The 20,102-nt window shown below is 72.4% G+C and carries 21 protein-coding genes; 8 read left to right on the top strand and 13 right to left on the bottom strand.

The window, feature by feature from the left end; translation table 11 throughout:
* The first annotated feature begins 1 nt into the window (after nucleotide 1).
* On the top strand, nucleotides 2-1,384 hold the full coding sequence (locus Val02_RS22190; protein WP_239153250.1) for a DUF1501 domain-containing protein: 1,383 nt from the start codon (nucleotides 2-4) through the stop codon (nucleotides 1,382-1,384).
* An 85-nt stretch (nucleotides 1,385-1,469) separates the two neighbouring features.
* Nucleotides 1,470-1,796, top strand: coding sequence for an STAS domain-containing protein (locus Val02_RS22185; protein ID WP_203901067.1), 327 nt, complete (start codon nucleotides 1,470-1,472; stop codon nucleotides 1,794-1,796).
* A gap of 141 nt (nucleotides 1,797-1,937) precedes the next feature.
* Here Val02_RS22185 and Val02_RS22180 read toward each other — a convergent pair whose 3' ends face one another.
* From Val02_RS22180 to Val02_RS22160, 5 genes are all read right to left on the bottom strand, one after another.
* Nucleotides 1,938-2,747, bottom strand: coding sequence for an SAM-dependent methyltransferase (locus tag Val02_RS22180; RefSeq protein ID WP_203901066.1), 810 nt, complete (start codon nucleotides 2,745-2,747; stop codon nucleotides 1,938-1,940).
* Nucleotides 2,744-3,004 (bottom strand): hypothetical protein, encoded by a 261-nt coding sequence (locus Val02_RS22175; protein ID WP_203901065.1) that lies wholly within the window; start codon nucleotides 3,002-3,004, stop codon nucleotides 2,744-2,746. Before Val02_RS22175 ends, Val02_RS22180 begins: the two co-directional genes overlap by 4 nt.
* A gap of 1 nt (nucleotide 3,005) precedes the next feature.
* Nucleotides 3,006-3,626 (bottom strand): GNAT family N-acetyltransferase, encoded by a 621-nt coding sequence (locus Val02_RS22170; protein ID WP_203901064.1) that lies wholly within the window; start codon nucleotides 3,624-3,626, stop codon nucleotides 3,006-3,008.
* On the bottom strand, nucleotides 3,626-5,167 hold the full coding sequence (locus Val02_RS22165; RefSeq protein WP_203901063.1) for an APC family permease: 1,542 nt from the start codon (nucleotides 5,165-5,167) through the stop codon (nucleotides 3,626-3,628). Before Val02_RS22165 ends, Val02_RS22170 begins: the two co-directional genes overlap by 1 nt.
* A gap of 89 nt (nucleotides 5,168-5,256) precedes the next feature.
* On the bottom strand, nucleotides 5,257-6,360 hold the full coding sequence (locus Val02_RS22160; protein ID WP_203901062.1) for a GPP34 family phosphoprotein: 1,104 nt from the start codon (nucleotides 6,358-6,360) through the stop codon (nucleotides 5,257-5,259).
* A gap of 202 nt (nucleotides 6,361-6,562) precedes the next feature.
* On the opposite strand from Val02_RS22160, the gene Val02_RS22155 reads away from it, so the two are divergent.
* The 4 genes from Val02_RS22155 to Val02_RS22140 all read left to right on the top strand — a co-directional run bounded on the left by Val02_RS22155 (nucleotide 6,563) and on the right by Val02_RS22140 (nucleotide 8,458).
* Nucleotides 6,563-6,796, top strand: coding sequence for a winged helix-turn-helix domain-containing protein (locus Val02_RS22155; protein WP_239153236.1), 234 nt, complete (start codon nucleotides 6,563-6,565; stop codon nucleotides 6,794-6,796).
* A 78-nt stretch (nucleotides 6,797-6,874) separates the two neighbouring features.
* The gene (locus Val02_RS22150; protein ID WP_203901061.1) at nucleotides 6,875-7,081 is read left to right on the top strand and encodes a hypothetical protein; all 207 of its coding nucleotides are present in this window, start codon (nucleotides 6,875-6,877) and stop codon (nucleotides 7,079-7,081) included.
* Nucleotides 7,078-7,602, top strand: a complete 525-nt coding sequence (locus Val02_RS22145; protein WP_203901060.1) for a DUF6879 family protein — start codon at nucleotides 7,078-7,080, stop codon at nucleotides 7,600-7,602. Before Val02_RS22150 ends, Val02_RS22145 begins: the two co-directional genes overlap by 4 nt.
* 13 nt (nucleotides 7,603-7,615) lie before the next feature.
* On the top strand, nucleotides 7,616-8,458 hold the full coding sequence (locus Val02_RS22140; RefSeq protein ID WP_203901059.1) for a helix-turn-helix domain-containing protein: 843 nt from the start codon (nucleotides 7,616-7,618) through the stop codon (nucleotides 8,456-8,458).
* Between the two features lie 25 nt (nucleotides 8,459-8,483).
* On the opposite strand, the gene Val02_RS22135 is transcribed toward Val02_RS22140, so the two are convergent.
* From Val02_RS22135 to Val02_RS22125, 3 genes are read right to left on the bottom strand one after another with little or no spacing between them, the layout of a single operon-like run.
* Complete coding sequence (locus tag Val02_RS22135; RefSeq protein ID WP_203901058.1) at nucleotides 8,484-10,709, bottom strand: hypothetical protein; 2,226 nt, start codon at nucleotides 10,707-10,709, stop codon at nucleotides 8,484-8,486.
* A gap of 60 nt (nucleotides 10,710-10,769) precedes the next feature.
* Nucleotides 10,770-11,462 (bottom strand): class I SAM-dependent methyltransferase, encoded by a 693-nt coding sequence (locus Val02_RS22130; RefSeq protein ID WP_203901057.1) that lies wholly within the window; start codon nucleotides 11,460-11,462, stop codon nucleotides 10,770-10,772.
* 20 nt (nucleotides 11,463-11,482) lie between these two features.
* A complete protein-coding gene (locus Val02_RS22125) occupies nucleotides 11,483-12,484 on the bottom strand; it encodes a glycosyltransferase family 4 protein (RefSeq protein ID WP_203901056.1) in 1,002 nt (333 codons plus the stop codon).
* A gap of 79 nt (nucleotides 12,485-12,563) precedes the next feature.
* Here Val02_RS22125 and Val02_RS22120 point away from each other — a divergent pair, with 79 nt between their 5' ends.
* The gene (locus tag Val02_RS22120) at nucleotides 12,564-13,079 is read left to right on the top strand and encodes a DUF5709 domain-containing protein (RefSeq protein WP_203901055.1); all 516 of its coding nucleotides are present in this window, start codon (nucleotides 12,564-12,566) and stop codon (nucleotides 13,077-13,079) included.
* 69 nt (nucleotides 13,080-13,148) lie between these two features.
* On the opposite strand, the gene Val02_RS22115 is transcribed toward Val02_RS22120, so the two are convergent.
* Nucleotides 13,149-14,858, bottom strand: a complete 1,710-nt coding sequence (locus tag Val02_RS22115; protein WP_203901054.1) for a hypothetical protein — start codon at nucleotides 14,856-14,858, stop codon at nucleotides 13,149-13,151.
* Nucleotides 14,859-14,899: 41 nt separating this feature from the next.
* Nucleotides 14,900-15,988: an S-(hydroxymethyl)mycothiol dehydrogenase gene (locus Val02_RS22110; RefSeq protein ID WP_203901053.1), complete on the bottom strand. Its 1,089-nt coding sequence runs from the start codon at nucleotides 15,986-15,988 to the stop codon at nucleotides 14,900-14,902.
* Nucleotides 15,989-16,039: 51 nt separating this feature from the next.
* On the opposite strand from Val02_RS22110, the gene Val02_RS22105 reads away from it, so the two are divergent.
* Nucleotides 16,040-17,134, top strand: coding sequence for an MBL fold metallo-hydrolase (locus tag Val02_RS22105; RefSeq protein WP_203901052.1), 1,095 nt, complete (start codon nucleotides 16,040-16,042; stop codon nucleotides 17,132-17,134).
* A 49-nt stretch (nucleotides 17,135-17,183) separates the two neighbouring features.
* On the opposite strand, the gene Val02_RS22100 is transcribed toward Val02_RS22105, so the two are convergent.
* The 3 genes from Val02_RS22100 to Val02_RS22090 all read right to left on the bottom strand — a co-directional run bounded on the left by Val02_RS22100 (nucleotide 17,184) and on the right by Val02_RS22090 (nucleotide 19,978).
* Complete coding sequence (locus Val02_RS22100; protein ID WP_203901051.1) at nucleotides 17,184-17,654, bottom strand: hypothetical protein; 471 nt, start codon at nucleotides 17,652-17,654, stop codon at nucleotides 17,184-17,186.
* Between the two features lie 180 nt (nucleotides 17,655-17,834).
* Nucleotides 17,835-18,911 carry a M23 family metallopeptidase gene (locus Val02_RS22095; protein ID WP_203901050.1) on the bottom strand — a complete coding sequence of 359 codons (1,077 nt, stop codon included), beginning with the start codon at nucleotides 18,909-18,911 and terminating at the stop codon, nucleotides 17,835-17,837.
* A gap of 80 nt (nucleotides 18,912-18,991) precedes the next feature.
* Nucleotides 18,992-19,978, bottom strand: coding sequence for a WD40 repeat domain-containing protein (locus tag Val02_RS22090; protein ID WP_203901049.1), 987 nt, complete (start codon nucleotides 19,976-19,978; stop codon nucleotides 18,992-18,994).
* Nucleotides 19,979-20,102 lie beyond the last annotated feature (124 nt).

The raw sequence follows: 20,102 nt of genomic DNA, 5'->3' as shown, positions 1-20,102 counted from the left end.
CATGTCTCACGAGTTTCTGCATCCGGACTGCCCCGACAACGTCCCGAACCCGCGGACCCGCGAGGAACTCCTGCGCTACGGCCCCAACGAACGCGAGGCCGCGCTGCGCATCCACGCCGAGGCCGTCACGTCGGCGCTCGCGGCGCAGAAGGAGTCGTGGCGGCACGGGTTCACCCGCCGGAGGGTGATCGCCGGGGCCGGCGCGGTCGGCGTGGCCGCGCTGGGCACGCAGCTGGTGACCACGAAGGTGGCGTTCGGCGCGCCGGCGGACGAGCGCACGCTCGTCGTGGTCATGCTGCGCGGCGGGATGGACTTCCTCTCCGTCGTGGTGCCCCGCAACGACGGCAACTACCGGGCCGCCCGCCCGGGGATCGCCGTTCCGGACGCCGCCCTGCTCGACACCGGTTCCGAGACGCGGTTCGGCCTGCACCCGGCCATGGCCCCGCTGCACGAACTGTGGAAGTCCGGCAGCATGGCCGCCGTGCACGCGGTCGCCTCCCCGGACGCCAGCCGCAGCCACTTCCAGGCCCAGGACTGCTACGAACGCGGTGCCGCCTCCACGGCCGTGCGGACCGGCTGGCTCGACCGGGTGCTGGGCCAGATGGGCGAGGGCACCACGTTCCGGGCGATCGCCGAGGGGTCGTCGTTGCCCCGTTCCCTCGTGGGAACCTCCAACAAGCTGGTCCTGCGCGGCATCCAGGACTTCCGCCTGGACAGCGCGGACAACCTGCGGGAGAAGTCGCTCGCGGCGCTGAAGGGCCTCTACACCGGCCTCGACCACCCGTTGGCGGCGCAGGCCGGCGCCACGATCGACGCCATCGGCGCGGCCCGCAAGGTCGCCGACGTCCGCCCCAACGCCGCCGCGCAGTACCCCGGCGGCGGCTTCGCGAACGGCATGCGCGACGTCGCCAAGCTGATCAAGGCGAAGGTCGGCCTGCGGGTCGCCTCGGTGGATCTCGGCGGCTGGGACATGCACACCAACCTGGGCACCGTCGACGGCGGCGACATGCGCAACAATCTCACCAACCTGGCCGCCACCCTGGGCGCGTTCGCCACCGACATCGGCCCCGACAACCTCAAGAACGTCACCGTCGTGACCATGAGCGAGTTCGGCCGGCGGGTCCAGCAGAACGCCAACGCCGGCACCGACCACGGGCACGGCGGCGGCATGCTGCTCATCGGCGGCGGCCTGAACGGCGGCAGGGTCCACGGCGCCTGGCCCGGATTGGCACAGGGCGCGCTCGACCACGGCGACCTGGCCGGCGCCAACGACTACCGCAGCGTCCTGTTCGAACTGGTCAAGACGCAGTTCGGGGTGGGTGACGCGAAGGCGGTCTTCCCCGAGTTCACCCCGAAGCGGATCGGCGCCTTCGCCGGTTCGTGAGGCGGGTCGATGTGCGGGGGCTCGGCCGGGCTCTCTAGGATGGTAAAAACCCGACGCACCGGACACCGATTTCGTGGAGCTTCACGTGGGTCTCTCCGTCACCACCACCGTCAGCCCGGACGGCGGCGCCGTGTTGTCGGTGCGGGGCGAGATCGACCACGGCAACGCCGACGAGCTGCGGTCCGCGATCCAGTCCGTGCTGGCGTCGCGTCGCCCGCACACGGTGCGGCTGGACCTGGGGCTGGTGACGTTCCTGGACTCCGGAGCGGTGGGCGCCCTGGTCGCGTCGCACCGGATGGCCGCGGCGGAGGGGGCACAGCTGGTGGTGGCCAGCACCAGCCCGTTCGTCAGCCGCCAGCTGGACATCGCCGGCGTGGCCGACCTGCTCGGCGCCCCCCACACGACGGCCTGATCACGACTGCGGCTGTTCCGCTCACACGGGTGTGAGTTCAGTGCGGACGTGTGTGAGCTCACGGATATCAACTGGCTAGTTGACCTCCGTGAGCTCACACACGTTCGGCGGCAGTTCCCACGCCTCGGGACACCGGCCAGGCTACGTCGGGCCCGCCACCACGCCGTACGTCGCCACCTCCGCCTCCGGTGGGCCCTCCTCGTCGGCGTGCCAGTGGTGCACGAGCGTGATGCCCGGCTCGACCAGCGTCATCCCGTCCACGAAGCGCGCCACCTCGGCCCGCGTGCGCGGCACGAACGGGACCGGGCCGGCCGCCGCCAACGGGCGCAGCCGCTCCACCGCCTCGGGTGGCATGACGTCCCAGGTCGAGTGGCTCAGCGCCAGGTAGGAACCGGGGGCCAGCCGGTCGCGCAGCGTCTCGACCACGCCGTACGGGTCGTCGCCGTCGCCGACGAAGTGCAGCACCGCGATGAGCAGCAGTGCCACCGGCTGGTCGAGGTCGAGCACCGAGGTCAGTTCGGGCGCGTTCAGGATCGATCGCGGGTCCCGGAGATCCGCCTCCAGATAGCCGGTCGCGCCCTCCTTGGTGCCGGTCAGCAACGCCCGCGCGTGCACCACCACCAACGGGTCGTTGTCGACGTACACCACCCGCGCCGCCGGGTCGACCGCCTGCGCCACCTCATGCGTGTTGTACGGCCCCGGGATCCCCGTCCCGATGTCCAGGAACTGCCGGATCCCGGCCCGCGCCAGATGGTCGACGACGCGCCGCAGATAGCGCCGGTTCTCCATCGCGGCGGTCCGGATACCCGGGAACACGGCGGCGATCGCGTCCCCGGAGTCCCGGTCGGCCTTGAAGTTGTCCTTGCCGCCGAGCCAGTAGTTGTAGCGCCGTGCGGGGTGCGGCACCGTGATGTCGATCTCCGAGTAGCGCGAGCCGTCCGAGGTCGTCATCGCCGGCCCCCGCGCAGCCAGTGCAGCATCCGGTCGTCCATCGCCTCCGGCGGCGCGTGCAGGTCCTCGGCCGCCTGCCGGGCGCACGCGGCGAGGAAGAGGCCGGTGCGCACGGGATGTTCGGCGTGCTCGGCGCGCAGCCTGTTCTTGCGGGTGGGGCAGGGCCATGGCTGGGCGCAGACCCGGCACGTCCAGTCCGGCCGGCGCGGCGTGTGTTCGGGGTTGAAGGGGACGTTCGTCCGCCCGATCGTCGTCATGTCACACCGCCGGAGGGAAGCGTCGGTCCGGATGCGGGTCGCGCCACATGGGCCACAGTTCCACCCCGTCGGCGGGGCGGATCGGTGGACCGTGGTCGACGTAGCCGTACCGCAGGTACAGCTCCCGGGCCCGGGTACTGGACGCCTCCAGGTAGGACCCGACCGGTCGGGGGGTCAGGTCGAGGTGGATGAGGTGCTGTTCGAGCAGGGCGCTGCCCAGGCCGCGCCCCTGCATGTAGGGGTCAACGGCCAGGAACGCGAGATGGTGGTGGGGCCGGGCCGGATGCGCCGCGTCGAAGGCCGCGTCGAGCGCGCGGAAGTTGGCGGCGTACGGGCCGCAGGCGCGGGTCATCCGGTTTTCGTAGTCGTCGATCGCGGGCAGGTCGCCGTTCCGCGCGAACCACACCGCCGCGCCCCGGTGGTCGGGCACCGTCCAGACCTGGCCGTACTCCAGGGCGTGCTCGACGTGGATCCGGAAGTTGCGGTAGAGGACGGCTTGGCGTTCGTCGTCGTCGGGGACGAGCCACCGCGCGACGTCGAGGTCCTTGAAGGCCACCGCGACGGTCGCCGCGATCACGTGCGCGTCGGCCGTATGGGCCAGGAGCATCGGGTGGAACGTCATCAGCGCACCACCCGTCCCGTTCCCCGCGAGTGTTCGGCGGAACGGCGCGGCTGCGGGATGTTCAGCCCGAGGGTGGACGTGGCCGCCTTGGCGCCGAGCCCGATGCGCACGTAGATCTGCGGCCGGGCGAAGCGCAGCACGAGCCCCCACACCACACCGGCGAGCGCGACGGCCGCGTACGCCCCGGGAACGGCGTAGCGCAGCCAGTGGCCCGGCGGCACCCCGAGCAGCACGTCGATGTGTGCCGTGGCGAGATACGTGATCACGAGCAGGGCGGCGGAGGCGAGAACCGGCGCACCGGCGCGGCGCCAGCAGCTCTCCCCGCGCGGTTCGCGCCGGAAGAAGATGATCACCGCGACCGAGGTCAGCGTCACCAGCAGCAGAACGCCGTAGCCGCCACCGGTGCCGGCCCAGAAGAACAGCTGCACCAGCGGGTCCCAGCCGGCGTACGCGTACACCGCGATCACCACGATCCCGAACCCGCTCTGCAGCAGCGAACCCACCGCCGGCGCACCGGTGCGCCGCCACGTCTCGCCGAGCCGGCGCGGCAGCACCCCTTCCCGCCCGAGCGCGAACGCGTACCGCGCCGTCGTGTTGTGGAACGAGATCATCGCGGCCAGCACCGAGGTGAGGAACAACGCGTGCCCCACATCCGCCGCGGCGCCGCCCAGTTGTGCCGATGCGAGGCTGAAAACGATCTCCGGTCCCCGTTCCCGCGAAAGATCGACGACCTCGTCGGGGCCGGCGGCGACGGTCATCGCCCACGCGGAGACGGCATAGAGCCCCGCGATCAGCAGAACGCTCGTGTAGGTGGCGATCGGCACGGTGCGGCGCGGGTCGCGCGACTCCTCGGAGAAGACCGCCGCCGACTCGAACCCGACGAAGCCGAGCACCGCCAGGGCGAGCACCGCCCCGAGGCCCGGCGCGAGCAGGTTGTCGACGCTCAACGTGTCGAACCGGATCACCCCGTGCGCCGGCCGCAGCAGGTCGGCCGCGTCGAAGACCAGGATGACGGCGACCTCGGCCACCATCAGGACGGCGAGCACGGTGCCGTTGACGTCGACGCGCAGCACGCCCAGCGCCGCCACCAGCGCCCACGCCACGAACGCCACGAGCCACCAGGGCAACCTGACCCCGAACCACTCGCCGAGCAGCGGTCCGGCCGCCGCGCCGATCGCGCCGTAGAGGCCGGTCTGCAGGCAGTTGTAGGCGAGCAGGGCCATCCACGCGGCGCCCACGCCCAGCGGCCGGCCGAGCCCCCGGGCGACGTACGCCGAGAACGCCCCCGCGTGCGCGACGTGCCGCGCCATGGTGACGTACCCGACCGAGAACAGCACCAGCACGGCGCCCACGACCAGGAACGCCAGCGGTATGCCGGTGATCCCGGTGACCGCGAACCCGGTCGGGACGACGCCGGCGACGACGGTCAGCGGGGCGGCCGCCGACATCACGAAGAACACCACGGCCGGCACCCCCAGCCGGTCGCGGGCGAGAGTGCGCGAGACATGATCGGTTCGCGGCACGGTGGACGAACGGGGCATGGGTGACTCTCCAGGTTTCCTCAGGTGCCATGGACTGAACGAACCGGGCCTGGCCCGGGTGTCTGTGCTGCGTGTCCCGGTACCGGTTGTCAGCGCGGAGCCAGAACGGCATCGCCGACCGCCGCCTCGGTGAACGCGAGCAGGTGGAACAGGGACGGGCGCAGCGCCGCCACGGACGCGGCGATGCGGGCCATGCCCAGGTCGTGGGTGTCGGGCTGCCAGAGCACGTGCCGCGCCAGGCCGGTCACCGCGACCAGTCCGGCGAGGAACGCGTCCGCCTCGGCCAGCGGCGGCGGTTCGGCGGCGTACGGGCCGTCGCTGTGCCGCACGGGCCTCGGGGCCGGCGGGCCCTGACCGTGCACCGGCGCTTGCGCGGCGTGCGGCGCGAGCCAGGTGCGGGACGGCCCGTCCTCGGGAGGCATGACGCGCGTCGTGATCCGGGAGCCGGGTCGGCCGCCGTCGGATCGCGCTGCCGCCTGGACAAGCCGCGTGCCCGCCGGGTCCTCGTCGGGCGGTGAACGCCGGGGCTGCGGCCGGACGTCCTGGCCGATTCCCGCGCCGGGCCGGTCATCGGCGGACGCGATGCGGCGTCCCGGTCGTGGCGTCGGTGCATCTCCGGGACGCTGTGCGGCGTCCGGCGACGCCGGCCGAGCAGTGGCGCCGAGCCCTGGCGAGCGGGACCCGGCGCCGGGCGCTGGCGGGAGGCCGTCGACATCCGACGCGGCACCGGGAGTGGTCAGCGCGAGGCGCCCCGGATGCGGACGCGGCGGCGGTGCCGTGAGGAGACGGGCGAGGCGTACCTCCACCCCGGCCGCGCGTTCGGCGTTCTCCGGCAGGTAGTACACGCGCCGACGCCACCGCCCGTGCACGACGCGGCGCAGCTGCCCGGCGACCACGAGCCGCTGCGCCACCGACTCGATCGCCGTCGCCCCGAGAAATGCAAGCCACACGCGCACGTCGTGGTGATGCGGCTGGGCGAGCAACTGCGCCAGGGTGGCGTGCGCGAGCGGATCGACCGGCGGGTCGCGCCGCACGATCTCGAGCCCGTCGCCGTGGACCTCGACACGGCCGTCGAGGACCAGTTCGCCGAGGAGCGCGGCCGCCAGCCCCAGGCCGGCCACCCGTGGGTGCAACCGCGCCCGCCCGGAGCGGTCATCGTGCGCGACGTGGAACAACTCGTCGCCCGTCAACACCGGGAACCTCCCGTCGGATGGGGAAGACGGTCGGAGGCTGTTCCTCGTCTTCAGCGCGCAGGTGGGCAGCGACCACCCGCCGACGAATCACGCCGACCAGCAATTTCGGTCCTTGCAACCTACGTCACTAGGTAACGTAGCGATACCCCAGAACGTAGGTTCGCCCCTCCGCGTGGTGCTGTAGCCACGGGAGGGATCGATTGTGTTCGAGCCGGGAAAGCCGTTGTACAGCCAGATCACGGAACAGATCAGGGCACAGATCGAGAGCGGCGTCCTGAAGCCGGGCGACAAGCTCCCGAGCACCCGTGAACTGCGGCTGCACTACAAGGTCAGCGAGACCGTGATCAGATTCGCCATGGTGGAGCTTAAGACGCTCCGGCTCGTATACGGGCAGCCCGGGCGTGGCGTCTATGTCGCCAACCGGCAACCGGAATAGCGACTCCGTTTCACTTTCCGCCGGGCATTCAGTGAGATTTTCTCTCGAGTAGGCCCCCCTTTGGCCACACATTCTGAGATGGCGCTACGACAGATCGCAGGGCTCTGCGATGACGTCAAGACCTGCCCGAAGATCTTCGAGGACGGGAGCGACGTCGTGGTCCAGGGCTACGACCTCGACAGCGCAACCGAGGGCCAGCTCTACCTACCCGACGGAGAGTCGGCGGTTCGACTGCCCGGGCAGCTCGTCCTCGACGCCGCCCGTCGCCTCATCGAGGGTCCATGAACACCGACGAGCTCATGGCGCGGTACCGGGACTTCACCACTGAAGCCGCACGCCTGGAGACGCTTCAGACGTACGTCGTCCCGGGAGACGAGGAGCGGCAGGAGGCGTTTCGGCAGGGCCGGCCACTATCGTTCCGTCCCGGCAAGGCCGCCTCGCTCGAGCTGATCGCCGGTGCCGTCGCCACGGGAAAGCGCATCGGCCGCATCCATGTCGTCGATCGACCGCTGTCCGACTATGTGCGCTACGAATTCGCGGCCTACGACGAGAACATCCGGGCCGGCGAGTCGGTGCTGATCACGGATCGCGCCGCCGATCCCGCTCTCGCCTCACTGACGCACGACTTCGTTCTCTTCGACGGGTACACCGATCACGCCCTCGTCGTCTGGTACGACTACACCCCCGAGGGCCTGCTCATCGGTTACCGGAAGGGCAGTCCGGAGGACATCGCGGTCGCCTCGGCCGCACTCGAACTCGCACGGCGGCACGCGGTTCCGCTCGCGGACTTCACGACCAGCACCTGACAGGAACGCCGCCATGTCCGCATTCGGGGAAACGACTCAGCGCCGGCGCCTCGGGCAGGCGCTGAGTCGCCTCCGTAAGACGGCCGGGCTATCCCAGCCTCAGCTCTCGGCCGCGCTCAAGCTGTCACAGCCGAAGGTCTCCCGCATCGAGTCCGGCGCGGCACCGGTCACCCTGGCCGAGGTCGACGCCTGGTGTCGCGCCACGCGGGCATCCGACCAGCGCCGGCAGGAACTGCTGACGTTGGCCGAGGCGGCACTGCTCGGGCCGACGTCGTGGTCCGAGACCGAGGACAACGACCTCCAGCGGTCGACGGCGGAGTTCGAGGCGACGGCTGCGCTCATCAGCGTCTATCAGCCGGCGATCCTCCCCGGGCTGCTTCAAACGGCGTCCTACGCCCGGCGCGTGTTCTCCGCCGGTCCGGACGGCGTGCTGCCGGATGTGGCCGAACGGGTCATGGGACGGCTGGAGCGGCAGCGCATCCTCTACGACACCACGAAGCGACTGAGGTTCGTGGTGCCGGAACCGGTGCTGCGCTGGCCGGTCGGTCCGGTCGATGAACACCGCGAGCAGCTCGGCCGGCTGGGTGAGGTCATGGACCGGCCCAACGTCGACCTCCGGATTCTGCCGATGGTGCCGCCCCTCGTCTGGCGCACCGGCGGGTTCGTCCTCTTCGATGAAGTCGCCGACGACGAGCCCCTCGTGCACGTCGAACTCCTGACGCGGCCGGTCAACATTCGCCGGCCGGAGCAGGTGGACTTCTATCGCAGGGCGTTTTCCAACCTGATGGACGCCGCCCTCATGGGCGATGCGGCAGCCGGGTTGCTCCGGCGGATCCTGGACGAGATCGAGCCGTAGGGCCGTCGAGGGCTGCGGGTGTCGTTCAGCGGCGGGTGCAGGCTATGCCGCCGGAGTCGGGTGGGCCGGGATCCGTGGCGAGTCGCACCAGGACGCAGTAGTTCTTGCGGGGGTTCAGGCCGCGCAGGTTGTGCGTGGTGGTACCGGCCGGCAGGTTGGCGACCGTGCGCACCTCCTCGCCCGGCGGTTCGATGAGGCCGACCTTGACCGCTGCCGGGGTCGCCAGTTTCCAGGAGACGATCAACGTGGCGCCCTCGTCGCGCACGTTCACCGTGGCGCGCTCGGCCGGCGGTGGCGGTGGGCGCGACGGCGACGGGGACAGGGACGGGGAAGGCGACGGAGCGGGTGGTGTCGCCGACGGGGCGGGGGCCGCGGTGTCCGGTGGGCGTTCGGGCAGGGAGAGGGAGACGCCCGCCAGTGCGAGCGAACCCGCTACGGCCATCGCCGCACCGATCACCAGCGCCGTGGCGGCGATGGTGCGCATGCCGGCGAGGCGGCGGCCGGGCGGAGTCGCCGACGGGCGGGTGCGGGACGGCGTCACGACCGGCAGCGGCGCCCGGGGGCGGGGCTCCAGCTCCTTGCCGGTCGCATCACTGTCCATAGTGGACGGTGCGGCGGCCGGCCAGCCGGTGAGGTCAGCAGTGTCGACGGCGCTGCGATCGAGGAGGGCCGGTCGCCCGAAACGGCCGGCCGGGTCTGATGAACCAGGCCGCTGCGGGTAGCCGGGCGGGTCGGCGGACACCGGCGGCTCGGCGTAAGCGGGCGGGTCGGCGTAGCCGGAGGGGCTGGCGTAGCCGGGGCGGTCGGTGCGCGAAGGCGGATCGGCGTAGCCGGGGCGGTCGGCGTGGGAAGGTGGGTCGGCGTAGCCGGGCCGCGACGGGAAGCCGCGCTGGACCGGCAGGCGGGGAGCGCCGGTCGTGCGGGAAGCGCCGCCTGCGGCGGCGGGGCCGAAGGCTTCCCGGGTGCCGGCCGGGTCGAAAGCGCCGTGCGCACCGGCAGGACCATCGCCGTAGGCGTCGCGCGAGCCGCCGGCGACCGCCGGGCCGTAGGCATCGGGTGCGGTAGCGGGGCCGCCTCCCCCAGGGCCGTAGGCACGGTGCGCATCGGAAGAGCCGCCGGCAGCCGGGCCGTACGCCTCGCGTGAACTGGCCGGGCCATAGGCATCGTGCGCGCCCGCGAAGCCGCCGGCCGGGCCGCCCCGGCCGTATGCACCGGCAGAGCCGCCGGCAGCCGGGCCGTACGCGCCGCGGGTGCCGGGCGAGCCGGTGCCGGGCGGTGGGGCGTAGGCGGTGGGGCGGATCACCGGGTTCTCGCCGGTGTAGGTGAGGGACTCGGGCCAGCGGGCCCAGGTGCCGTTCGCGGCGGGTGGGGGTGGGAGCGCACGGCGTTCGGACGTGGTGGTCAGGGCCGCCCGGGCGGCCGCCCCGCCGCGCGCCTGCTTGCGGCGGTTGCGCGCCCGGCGGTCGTGGCGACGCTGGAGGCTGCGGGAGTGGGCGTCGCCGGGCAGGTCCACCGGGGCGGAGGGCATCGGGGGTTCGAGCTGGGCGAGTTCGCGTTCGAGGCGGCGGGTCAGCGGGTTGTCCTCGCCGAGGCCGGCGGCGGCCGCCACGTACGAGACGGTCAGGACCCGGCGGGCGGATGCGCTGTCGCCGGCGGCGCGGTGCAGGGCGGCCAGTTCGGCGCCGATGTGCACGGTGTCGGCGTCCTCGGTGCCGTAGCGTTCGCGGTGCGCCTGGAACGCGCCGGTCAGCTCGTCGAGCGCGGCCCGCAGGTCGCCCCGGTCGCGGTGCAGCATGGCCAGCCGTACGCGCGCCAGCGACGCCGAACGCAGCGTGGGCCCACCGATCTCCGGCGCCACGTCCACGACACGCTGGTACATCCGCTCGGCTGTGTCCAGTTCCCCCAACTCGTGAACGACCGCCCCGAGAACGGCGACCGCGCGGACGGTGGCCGGGTGGCGATGGCCGAACTCGTGCTCCGTCTCGCGCACGAGCGGCGACACGACCCGGAACGCCGCCGCGGGATCACCCAGCTCGTACAGCACCTCGCCGAGCATCCGGCGCACGCTGACGAGCTGCAGCCGGTCGGCCCCGGGGGCGGCCCGGGCGAGCGCGACGGCCCGCTCCAGCACGATCCGGGCGGCGGCCGGCGTGCCTCGGCGGCGCAGCCGGGTCGCCTCGTCGAGGTATCCGGCCAGGTCGGGGCCGCTCTGGGAGGGATACCTGCTGCGACCGCCGGCTCTGCGCTCCACCCCTGTGCTCCCATCCGCCCTGGAAATCGAGACTAGGGCAGAAGAACAACAGATCGCTACTTAGCGATGACCAACAGCTAACACCAGGCGGGGAGTCCACCGGCGCTGCTCCACACCGAGCGCGTCGACCGCCTCGATGGCCTCCTCGCCGAAGGAGACGAAGTCGACCGGTCCCAGCCGGTACGCCACGTACTCCGCCGTCCCCGGCCACGGCACCGTGACGGTGACGTAGCGCGCCATCGCCCGCAGCCCGGCGACCGCCATGAGGTCGCGCAGGACGGCGGGGTGGCCGACCCGTTCGGAACGGCGCTCCGCGAGGACGGCCGTGCGCCGCGGCGTCGAACGGGACAGCACCTCCACCACCGCCTCGCGCGGCGGATACGGCACGTCCGGGCGGGCCCAGGTCAGCACCGCCACGACCGGCGCCACGCGGGCCATCTCGGCGATCGCGGCGGCCGGGTGCGCGAAGTGGTGCAGGCCGAAGCCGCACGCCGCCGCCGCGAACGTGTCGTCGGCGAACGGCAGGCACGCGGCGTCGGCGCGCACCCGAAGCGGCGCCGGGTTGGCGCGCAGTTGGCCGGCGTCCCGGTCCAGGGCCACGGCGTCGGGCAGGAGCGCGGTGAGCGCGCCGTTGCCGGCGGCGATGTCGAGCACGGTGCCGTCGACGTCGGCGAGCGCGTCGAGCAGGGGGCGCACCAGCGGCGTGTACACCGCCCGGTCGGCGTGTACCGCGAACGCTGACGGTGGTTCCACGCAGGTGCCTCCCGCGGGCGCTATCCCAGCAGCTTCTCGTAGACGGTGAGGTATTCGTCGACCATGCGCGCGGCGGAGAAGCGTCGCCGGGCCACATCGGCGACCGTACTCCTGTCCAGCGATTCCGCATCCGCTACCGCCTCCGCGGCGGGTCCGATCCCGTCGACGAGAAAACCGGTGACGCCGTGGTCGACGGTCTCCGGCAGGGCGCCGCGCGGGTAGCCGACGACGGGTGTGCCGCAGGCCATGGCTTCGACGACGGACAGGCCGAAGGGTTCGTCGAAGCCGAGCGGGTGCAGCAGCGCCGCGGCCTCCCCCAGGATCCTGGCCCGGTCGGTCGGGCCGACGTTGCCGAGGTAGCGGACGTTCTCGCCGTCGACGTGCGGGAGAACGCGTTCGGTGTGGTAGCGCTCGTCGTGGATCGGGCCACAGATGATCAGCGTCCGCCGGGCCCGCCGGGCGATCTCGATGGCGTCGGCCGTCGCCTTGTCCGGGTGGATCCGGCCGAACGCCACGAGCGGGCCGCCCCGCTGCAACCGCACCGGAAACTGTGCCAGGTCGATCCCGTGGTGCACGGTGGCGACGTAGTCGAGTTCCGGCGCGCGGTCGGCATTGGAGATCGACACGAACGCCGAGTTGGAACGCCGGTACGCCGGCAGGATCCGCCGGTCGCTGAAGCCGTGCACCGTCGTGAGCAGTCGCGTGCGGCAGAACCCGCTCATCGCCAGCGGCAGCCAGTCGAGGTTGTTGTGCACGAGATCGAAGCCGCCGCTGCGTTCGTAGCAGTGGGCGGTGTGCAGCGCCTCCCAGACCCGCCCGTCGAGCGACCCGTCCTCGTTGTACGGGCGGGCGCACACGCCCTCGAGCCGCGCGGCGGTGCGCGAGTCCAGCGTCGCGAACAGGGTCACGTCCACCCCGCGCGCCACGAGCCCCTCGGCGAGCAGGGAGACGACCTGTTCCCAGGGGCCGTAGGCGCGCGGTGGGGTGCGCCAGGCGACGGGTCCGAGCAGAGCGATCTTCACCTGTTCGTTATATCCTAAATATCCCTTTCGTGGCAGCGGCTCAGGGTTAGCGGCGGGGCGGGTGGGTACGTCGGATCACATGCGACAGGACAACTACCCGGCACCGGTGTCCGACCCCGAAGCGGAAGGACTCCCGGACTACGCCGACGACGATTCGACCGCCAACGACGACGCGTACTCCGGCCGGGAGGCGGACGGGCCCGACCCGGCCGCGCTGCCCGCCGACCGGCCGCTCGGCGTGAACCTCTACGGCACCACCGCCGAGGAGGCCCGCATCGGCGAGCCGATGGACTACAAGCTCGCCCGCGAGACCCCCGACCCGGCGGCCCGCCCCGAACTGCGCCCGCGCGGCGACGACGACGACATCGACCCGGACGAGGCGCTGGTCAACGACACGACCGTGATCGAGCCGAACACCGGCTCCCCGGTGTCGATGTACGACGTGCCGGACGGCACCGAGCCGGTCGGCCGCATCGTCGAGCCCGACGAGGGCGCGCACGAGGACGTGGACAAGGACGCGATCGCGTACGACGCCGGTTCGGCGGGCGGCGGGGCCACGGCCGAGGAAGCGGCCATGCACTCGGTGCGGGAGTGATCCCCTACGCCACCGGTCCCGTGATCGCGGGGCCGGTGGCTACCTGAAGATCTGCTACTTGAAGATCTGCTACTTGAAGAACAGGGTGCTCATCGGCATCCGCGGGCGCAGGTACGGGCACTGCGCCATGCTCGCCGCGGGCCTCGGCTCGCAGAACGCGGGCAGGCCCACGAGCAGGTTGCGGTCGTAGACGAGCACCGCCCAGCGGCCGAAGTCCTGCCGGGTCACCGGCTGCCCGAACTGCGCCAACGCCGAATCGACCGTGCCGTAGTGCGCCTCCGACAGATCGATGATCACGAACCGGGCGTCCCTGCGGGCCGGGTCGTACCAGTCCTCGCGCGACTCCCAGCGGTAGCCGGCGATGCGCTCCAGTCCGGCGACCGGCGCGACGTGCACCTTCCCCCGCGTGTACAGCGTCGTCGTGTTCGCCGCCCAGTAGCTGCCCAGGCCGTAGGTGTGGCCGTTCGCGGCGAGCCACTCCGCCGCCTGGTGCGCCTCCGGCCGGACCGGCGTGGCCACCGCCGCGCTCACGCCCCACCCGATGCTCAGCACGGCGAGAACGCCCGCGAGCACCGGCACCGTCCGCGGCCGCGCCGCCCCGTGCAGGTACGTGCCCAGGAGGCGGCCGCCCAGCGCCGCGCCCAGCGGCAGCACCACCACCACCTGCCGCGCCGTCAACAGGTCACCCGGCTGCGTCGACACCACGAACGCCAGCAGGTTGACCAGGATCGCCACGGCGAGCACATCGGCCACCCGGTCGCCGGCCGTGTTCGCGGGCCGCCGCACGAGGCGCGACAGCGCCACCCCGAACGCCCACGCCGCCACGGCCAGCCCGCACAGGTTGAGCAGCGCGACCGGCCAACCCAGCGGGTGGTCCCACATGCCGAAGTGGCCGCCGAAGTTGAGCGCCAGCGCCTCGCCCGTCACCCGCAGGTGGGTCAGCAGGTCCGACAGCGGCGCGAACTTCGCGATCGGCGGGTGGATCCCGAACCCGCCCGCGAGCCGGATCAGCACCAGCGCCAGATACGTCATGAACACCGACGAGACCGCCGCGATCAGCAGGTGGGCGTCGAGCCCGCGCCAGGTCCGGTCCCGCCACATGCGCAGCAGGCAGACCCCGGCCAGCGGCGCCGCCCCGATGAACATCGCCAGCGGATCGCCCAGCTGCGCCCAGGTCAGCAGCACCAGCACCGCGTACGGCAGCCATCGGGACGGCTTGCGCAGGCCGCGTTCGAGAACGAGCCAGGTCACCAGCAGCGGCACGCCCGTCCCGAAGTGGTCCGGCGACAGCAGCACCACCGTGTAGCCGATGTCGGGCGAGGGCACCAGCACGATCGCCACGCCGACACCGGCCCGCAGCCAGCCCTCCCGCCCGGTGGCACTGCCCCGGGCGACGACCGCGACGAGCAGCACCGTCAGCGTGTACGTGACGGCCGCGGCCACGTGCACGACGTCCGCCCGCAGCCCGTAGAAGAGCTCGACCAGCAGGTACTCGACCAGTTCGGTGGTGTAGAACGACACGTCCGTGACGGTCCAGCCCGACAGCAGCGGATTGCCGTGCAGCATGTCCCACGCCTGCAGGGCGTTGCTGGCACCGTCGGCGTTGACCGGCCGGGACCGCGACATCCGCAGGTAGCCGGCGAAGAGCACCAGCACCACGAGGAGCAGCCCGGCCGCGCCTAAGACGCGTCGCCAGGGCACCCGTCGGGTCAGTCCGCCGAGACGACGGACCGCCGCGGACCCGTCGTCGGGTGCACCGACCTCCCTGAGCGCGCTCACCCGCGCAATTTACCCGCGCCGCCTCGTTCGCATTCCGGCGGCTAGTCCAGGACCATCACGCTGCGCAGGACATCGCCCTTGTGCATCTTGTCGAAGGCGGCCTCGACGTCGTTGATGCCGATCGTCTCCGTCACGAACTTGTCCAGCGGCAGCCGGCCCTGCTTGAACAGTTCGATCAGCACGGGGAAGTCGCGGCTCGGCAGGCAGTCGCCGTACCAGGAGGACTTGAGCGCGCCGCCGCGTCCGAACACGTCCAGGAACGGCAGGGTGAGCTGCATGTCCGGCCGGGGCACCCCGACCAGCACCACCGTGCCGGCGAGGTCACGCGCGTTGAACGCCTGCTCGTACACCTTCGGCAGGCCCACCGCCTCGATCACGACATCGGCCCCGAACCCGCCCGTGGCGGCACGGATCGCCTCGACCGGGTCGACGCTGCCGGAGTTGACCGTGTGCGTGGCGCCGAACTCCCTCGCCCATTCGAGCTTCCGGTCGTCGAGGTCGACGGCCACGATCGTGGTGGCGCCGGCCAGCCGGGCACCGGCGATCGCCGCGTCGCCCACCCCGCCGCAGCCGAAGACGGCGACGGAGTCGCCGCGGGTGACGCCGCCGGTGTTGATCGCCGCGCCGATGCCGGCCATGACGCCGCAGCCGAGCAGGCCCGCCACGGTGGCCGGGGCCGCGGGGTCGACCTTGGTGCACTGGCCCGCCGCCACGAGGGTCTTCTCGGCGAACGCCCCGATGCCGAGGGCGGGCGACAGCGGCGTGCCGTCGAGGAGCGTCATCTTCTGGGTGGCGTTGTGCGTGGCGAAGCAGTACCAGGGGCGGCCGCGCAGGCAGGCCCGGCACTGGCCGCAGACGGCCCGCCAGTTGAGGATCACGTAGTCGCCGGGCGCCAGCCCGGTCACGCCGTCGCCGACCGCCTCGACCACACCCGCGGCCTCGTGGCCGAGCAGGTACGGGAAGTCGTCGCCGATGCCGCCCTCCTTGTAGTGCAGGTCGGTGTGGCACACCCCGCACGCCTGCACCTTGACCAGCGCCTCGCCCGGGCCCGGATCGGGCACCAGGATCCGCTCCACGCTGACGGGTGCGTTCTTCTCGCGCGCGACGACGGCACTGATCTCATGCGGCATGGGACCAGTACTACCAGTCACGGCTCCGGGGAGGAAGGCACACTTGATCCCATGGCGAAGAAAAGGTGGCTGGCTGTTGCCGCCGCGGTGGGTGCCGTGGCCTGGTTCGCGCGCGACGTGCCGTCCGCGCTCGGTCGTGCTCCCTCGGGGGAACGGGCTGAGCGCGTGCGCCGCTCACCGCAGTACCGGGACGGGAAGTTCCAGAATACGGTGCCCTCGGTGATGATGGCGCCGGGCACGCGTCAGAAGGTCGTGCGGCAGATGTTCTTCGGGGAGCCGCACGCGAAGCGTTCACCCTCGGGCGAGATCCCGCTGGTGACGCCGACGTCGTCGGAGACCGGCCTCGGGGTCGTCTGGTACGGGCACTCCTCGGCGCTGGTGGAGGCCGACGGCCGGCGGGTGCTGTTCGATCCGGTGTGGAGCGATCGCTGTTCACCGTCGCAGCGGGTCGGGCCGAAGCGCATGCACGCGGTGCCGGTCGAGCTGGAAGACCTGCCGCGCCTCGACGCGGTGGTCATCTCGCACGACCACTACGACCACCTCGACATGCCGACCGTGAAGGCGCTGCTCGGGCTGACGCGGGCGCCGTTCGTGGTGCCGCTGGGCGTGGGCGAACATCTCGAACGCTGGGGTGTGCCGCTCGATCGCATCGTCGAACTCGACTGGGACGAGGACGTCACGATCAACGGCGTCACGTTGACGTGCACGGCGGCGCGGCACTTCTCGGGGCGCACGCTCACCCGCGACGGCACGCTGTGGGCCTCCTGGGTGATGGCCGTCGGCACGCGGAAGGTCTTCTACACGGGCGACTCCGGCTACTTCCCCGGCTATGCGCGGGTGGGCCGGGAGCACGGGCCGTTCGACGCGACTCTCATCCAGGTCGGCGCCTACGGCGACGCCTGGCCGGACATCCACATGACGCCCGAGGAGGGGGTGGCCACCCACCTCGACGTCGGCGGCCGGGTGATGATCCCGCTGCACTGGGGGACGTTCAACCTGGCGCTGCACGACTGGTCGGAGCCGGTCGAACGGGTCTGGGCCGAGGCCAAGGCGCGCGGCGTGACCCTGGTGGTGCCCCGCCCGGGTGAACGCGTCGACGTCGACGAACCGCCCGCGCTCGACCCCTGGTGGCAGCCGATCGCCTGAGCGTGGCGACCTGCGCCGGACCGGTGCGTCCGGCGCAGGTGTACCGCGTTCAGCAGGCGGCGACCCGGTCCATCGCCCGTTGGGCGAGCGAGTTCAGCAGGGTCAGGTCGGCGGCGCCGAGCCGCGAGTCGGTCATCGCGAGGACCACGACGTAGCGGCCGCGCGCCGCGACCACGTAGCCGACGTAGCGGTCGCCCAGGTCGTAGTTGCCGGTGAAGAGCACCGTGTCCGGTCCCAGGTGATCCTCGGCGACCGGGTCGTAGCCGTCGTCCCCGCCGCCGACACCGCAGCGGGCCAGCTGCGCCTTCAACTCGTCGACGTAGCCGCGGGCGCCGTCGCCCCGGTAGCGGGCCACGTTCTCGTACACGCGGAACCGGCCGTCGAGATCGGCCGCGAGGCTTCGACTCGCGTCGGGCTGCGGCACCGGCGGGTCAGCGCAGGGCTGCGGCAGCAGCGACCACGCGAACCCGTCCTCGACCGGCCCCGGCACGCTGCCACCCAGCTCCTCCGGCTGCAGCATGACCCGGTCCGGAATTCCCCGTGCCGGTGCGGTAGCGGTCGCCGGGGTCCCCGTCACGAGAAGCCCGACCAGTGTCGCTGTCAGAACGATCAATGTCTTCCGCATGACAGGTGAACGCCCGCCGCAACGCGTCGCGTTGGGGCCGTGACCGACGTGCAACCATCCCGGAATGCGCGGCGCTCACCTTTCCGGGAACGCCAGGACGTCGCCGTTGAGCGGGTACTCGCCGGTGCGCACGGCCGGCGGCGACGCGGGTTCGCGCACCCAGCCGGCAGGCGGGCCGTCGATGCCGGTGATGCGGCCGTCCAGCTGAAGGCGTTCGAACACGAAAGGCACGCCCTCGGCGGCGAGCCCGGACGGGAGGCCGGGCCGGGCGGTCACCTGGAAGTGCAGGTGCGGCTGGAACGACCGGCCGGAGTTGCCCACCTCGCCGAGAGTCCGGCCGGGGACGAGCAGGTCGCCGGGACGGACCGTGATGCTGCCGGGGCGCAGGTGGGCGTACGTCGCCGTCCGGCCGCCGCCGAGGTCCTGGATCACCATGTTGCCGAGCGCCTGTTCGTCCGGCACGTTGGGCAGCCGCGGCGGCACGCTCTCCGCGACGCCGTCGCGCACGGCGAGCACCCGTCCCGGGGCGACGGCCGAGACGGGGTCGCCGTAGCTGAAGTAGTTCGCGTTGACGGTCGGGTCGCCGGCGAACATGTTCAGCGCGCCGTCCATCCGGACCAGGTCGACCGCGTACCGCTGCGCGACGAAGCCGTCGTAGGCGGCCCGCCGGTGGCCGAACGGCGGCCCGCAGCAGCCGAACACCGCCAGGTTCCCGCCGCCCAGCGGCGGTCCCACGCGCACCGGCGCCCGACGGTCCACGGTGGACCGGACGGTGAGCCGCGCACCCGCGTCGATCCGGTGCTTCAGCACCGCCGGCGTGCGCGTGCCGGGCGGCAGCGTGACGTCGAGCAGCAGCGTGCCGGTGTCGCCCGGCGGCAGCACCCTGCCGAAGGTGCCGTTCGCCCGGTGGAACAGCAGGCGGTCCACCTCCGCACCATCCACTGTGGACAAACCGTGCACCGCGACCCGGGTCACCCCGACCGGGCTCCGGCCGAGATTGCGCAGCAGCACCTCGTACACGAGATGGGTGCGCCCGTCCGTGCCGGTCACCGGCGACGGCGGGGTCGGAATGTGCGCGACCACCTGCGACGGGGGCGCACCGCCCGGGTGCGCCAACGACAGGAGCACGAGGACGAGCGCCACCATCGACATGTGGCCGACGTTAGGGAACGTCGACGCCGCGATCGATCCCGCTGACCCCTCTATCGATGGTAGGGCTAGCCCGACCGGGCTCACCCATGATCCTCCACAGTGGACGGTGGCGGAACGGTCCACAGCCGCACCGTGCCCGCATCGCGTTCCTGGAAGGCCCCCAGGTACGGATGGGCGTCGCCGCCGGCCGCGAAGAACCGCCCGTCCGGACTGAACGCCACGCACGGCGCCCCGCGCCCACCCGGCTCCAGGTCCAGCGGCTCCGAGGGCTCGGAGCCGAGCGTCCACACCCGCACCGTCCCGTCGGCACACCCCGCCGCGAGGAACCTGCTCCGCGCCCCGAACGCCAACGCGTGCGCCTCCGAGGCGGTGGCGAGCCGCCAGGCGCCGAACACGTCGAAGAGCACCACCCCGTTGTTCATCCGGGCGACCGCGCTCTCGAAGCCGTCCGGTGCGACGGCCAGTTCCGTCAGGTCGGGATAGTTGTCGCCGCCCCAGCCGCTGCTCTTCCCGTGGCCGTCGTCGCCGTTCCACACCAGCACGCCGCAGCCGGTGTCGAGCGTCGCCACGCGGTCGGCGTACGTGCTGAACGCGGCGCCGGGACGCGCGTGTTCGAGCACCCGGAAAGGTGCGCTGCCGAACCAGTCGGCGAGCCACATCACGTTCTCCATCGACAGGTCCGCGGACAACGGACGCAGAGCCGCCCACAGCCGCCCGACCTGGTCGAACGCCATCGCCCGGATCTCGTGGGAGCCGCCGACCCCGCCCGGGTGGCGCTTCTTGGGCGGTACCTCGGGCGTGAGCCACTCGCCGGTGAGCACGTCCCAGACCCGGATCCCGTAGCCCCACGTCGCCGCGAGCCGCCGCCCGTCGTGGCTGAACGCCAACTGCTCGATCCGGGTGGGCGTGGAGGCGAACAGCCGCCCGCGCCGTCCGGTCACGGTGCTCCACAGGCGCACCGTGCAGGAGGCGTCCGCGACGGCCAGCCACTCCCCGTTGGTGCTGAACGCGATCGCGGACACGTCCTCGCCGTCCTGATTGCGCAGCGCCTCCCCGTGCGGCCTCATACGACGTCCCACAACCGCAGCGCTTCTCCCCAAAAATCCACGCTACCTAGGCGTTACATCCGGTTCCACGGCGTTCCGGCGGCGGGCCGCTCCCCAGGCGAACGCCCGCCGGTGCGCACACCGG

Origin of the sequence: Virgisporangium aliadipatigenens (assembly GCF_016863615.1) — a bacterium.
GTDB classification, from domain to species: domain Bacteria; phylum Actinomycetota; class Actinomycetes; order Mycobacteriales; family Micromonosporaceae; genus Virgisporangium; species Virgisporangium aliadipatigenens.
Note: the sequence above shows the minus strand (reverse complement) of the source record. Positions and strands in the feature narration are given on the sequence as shown.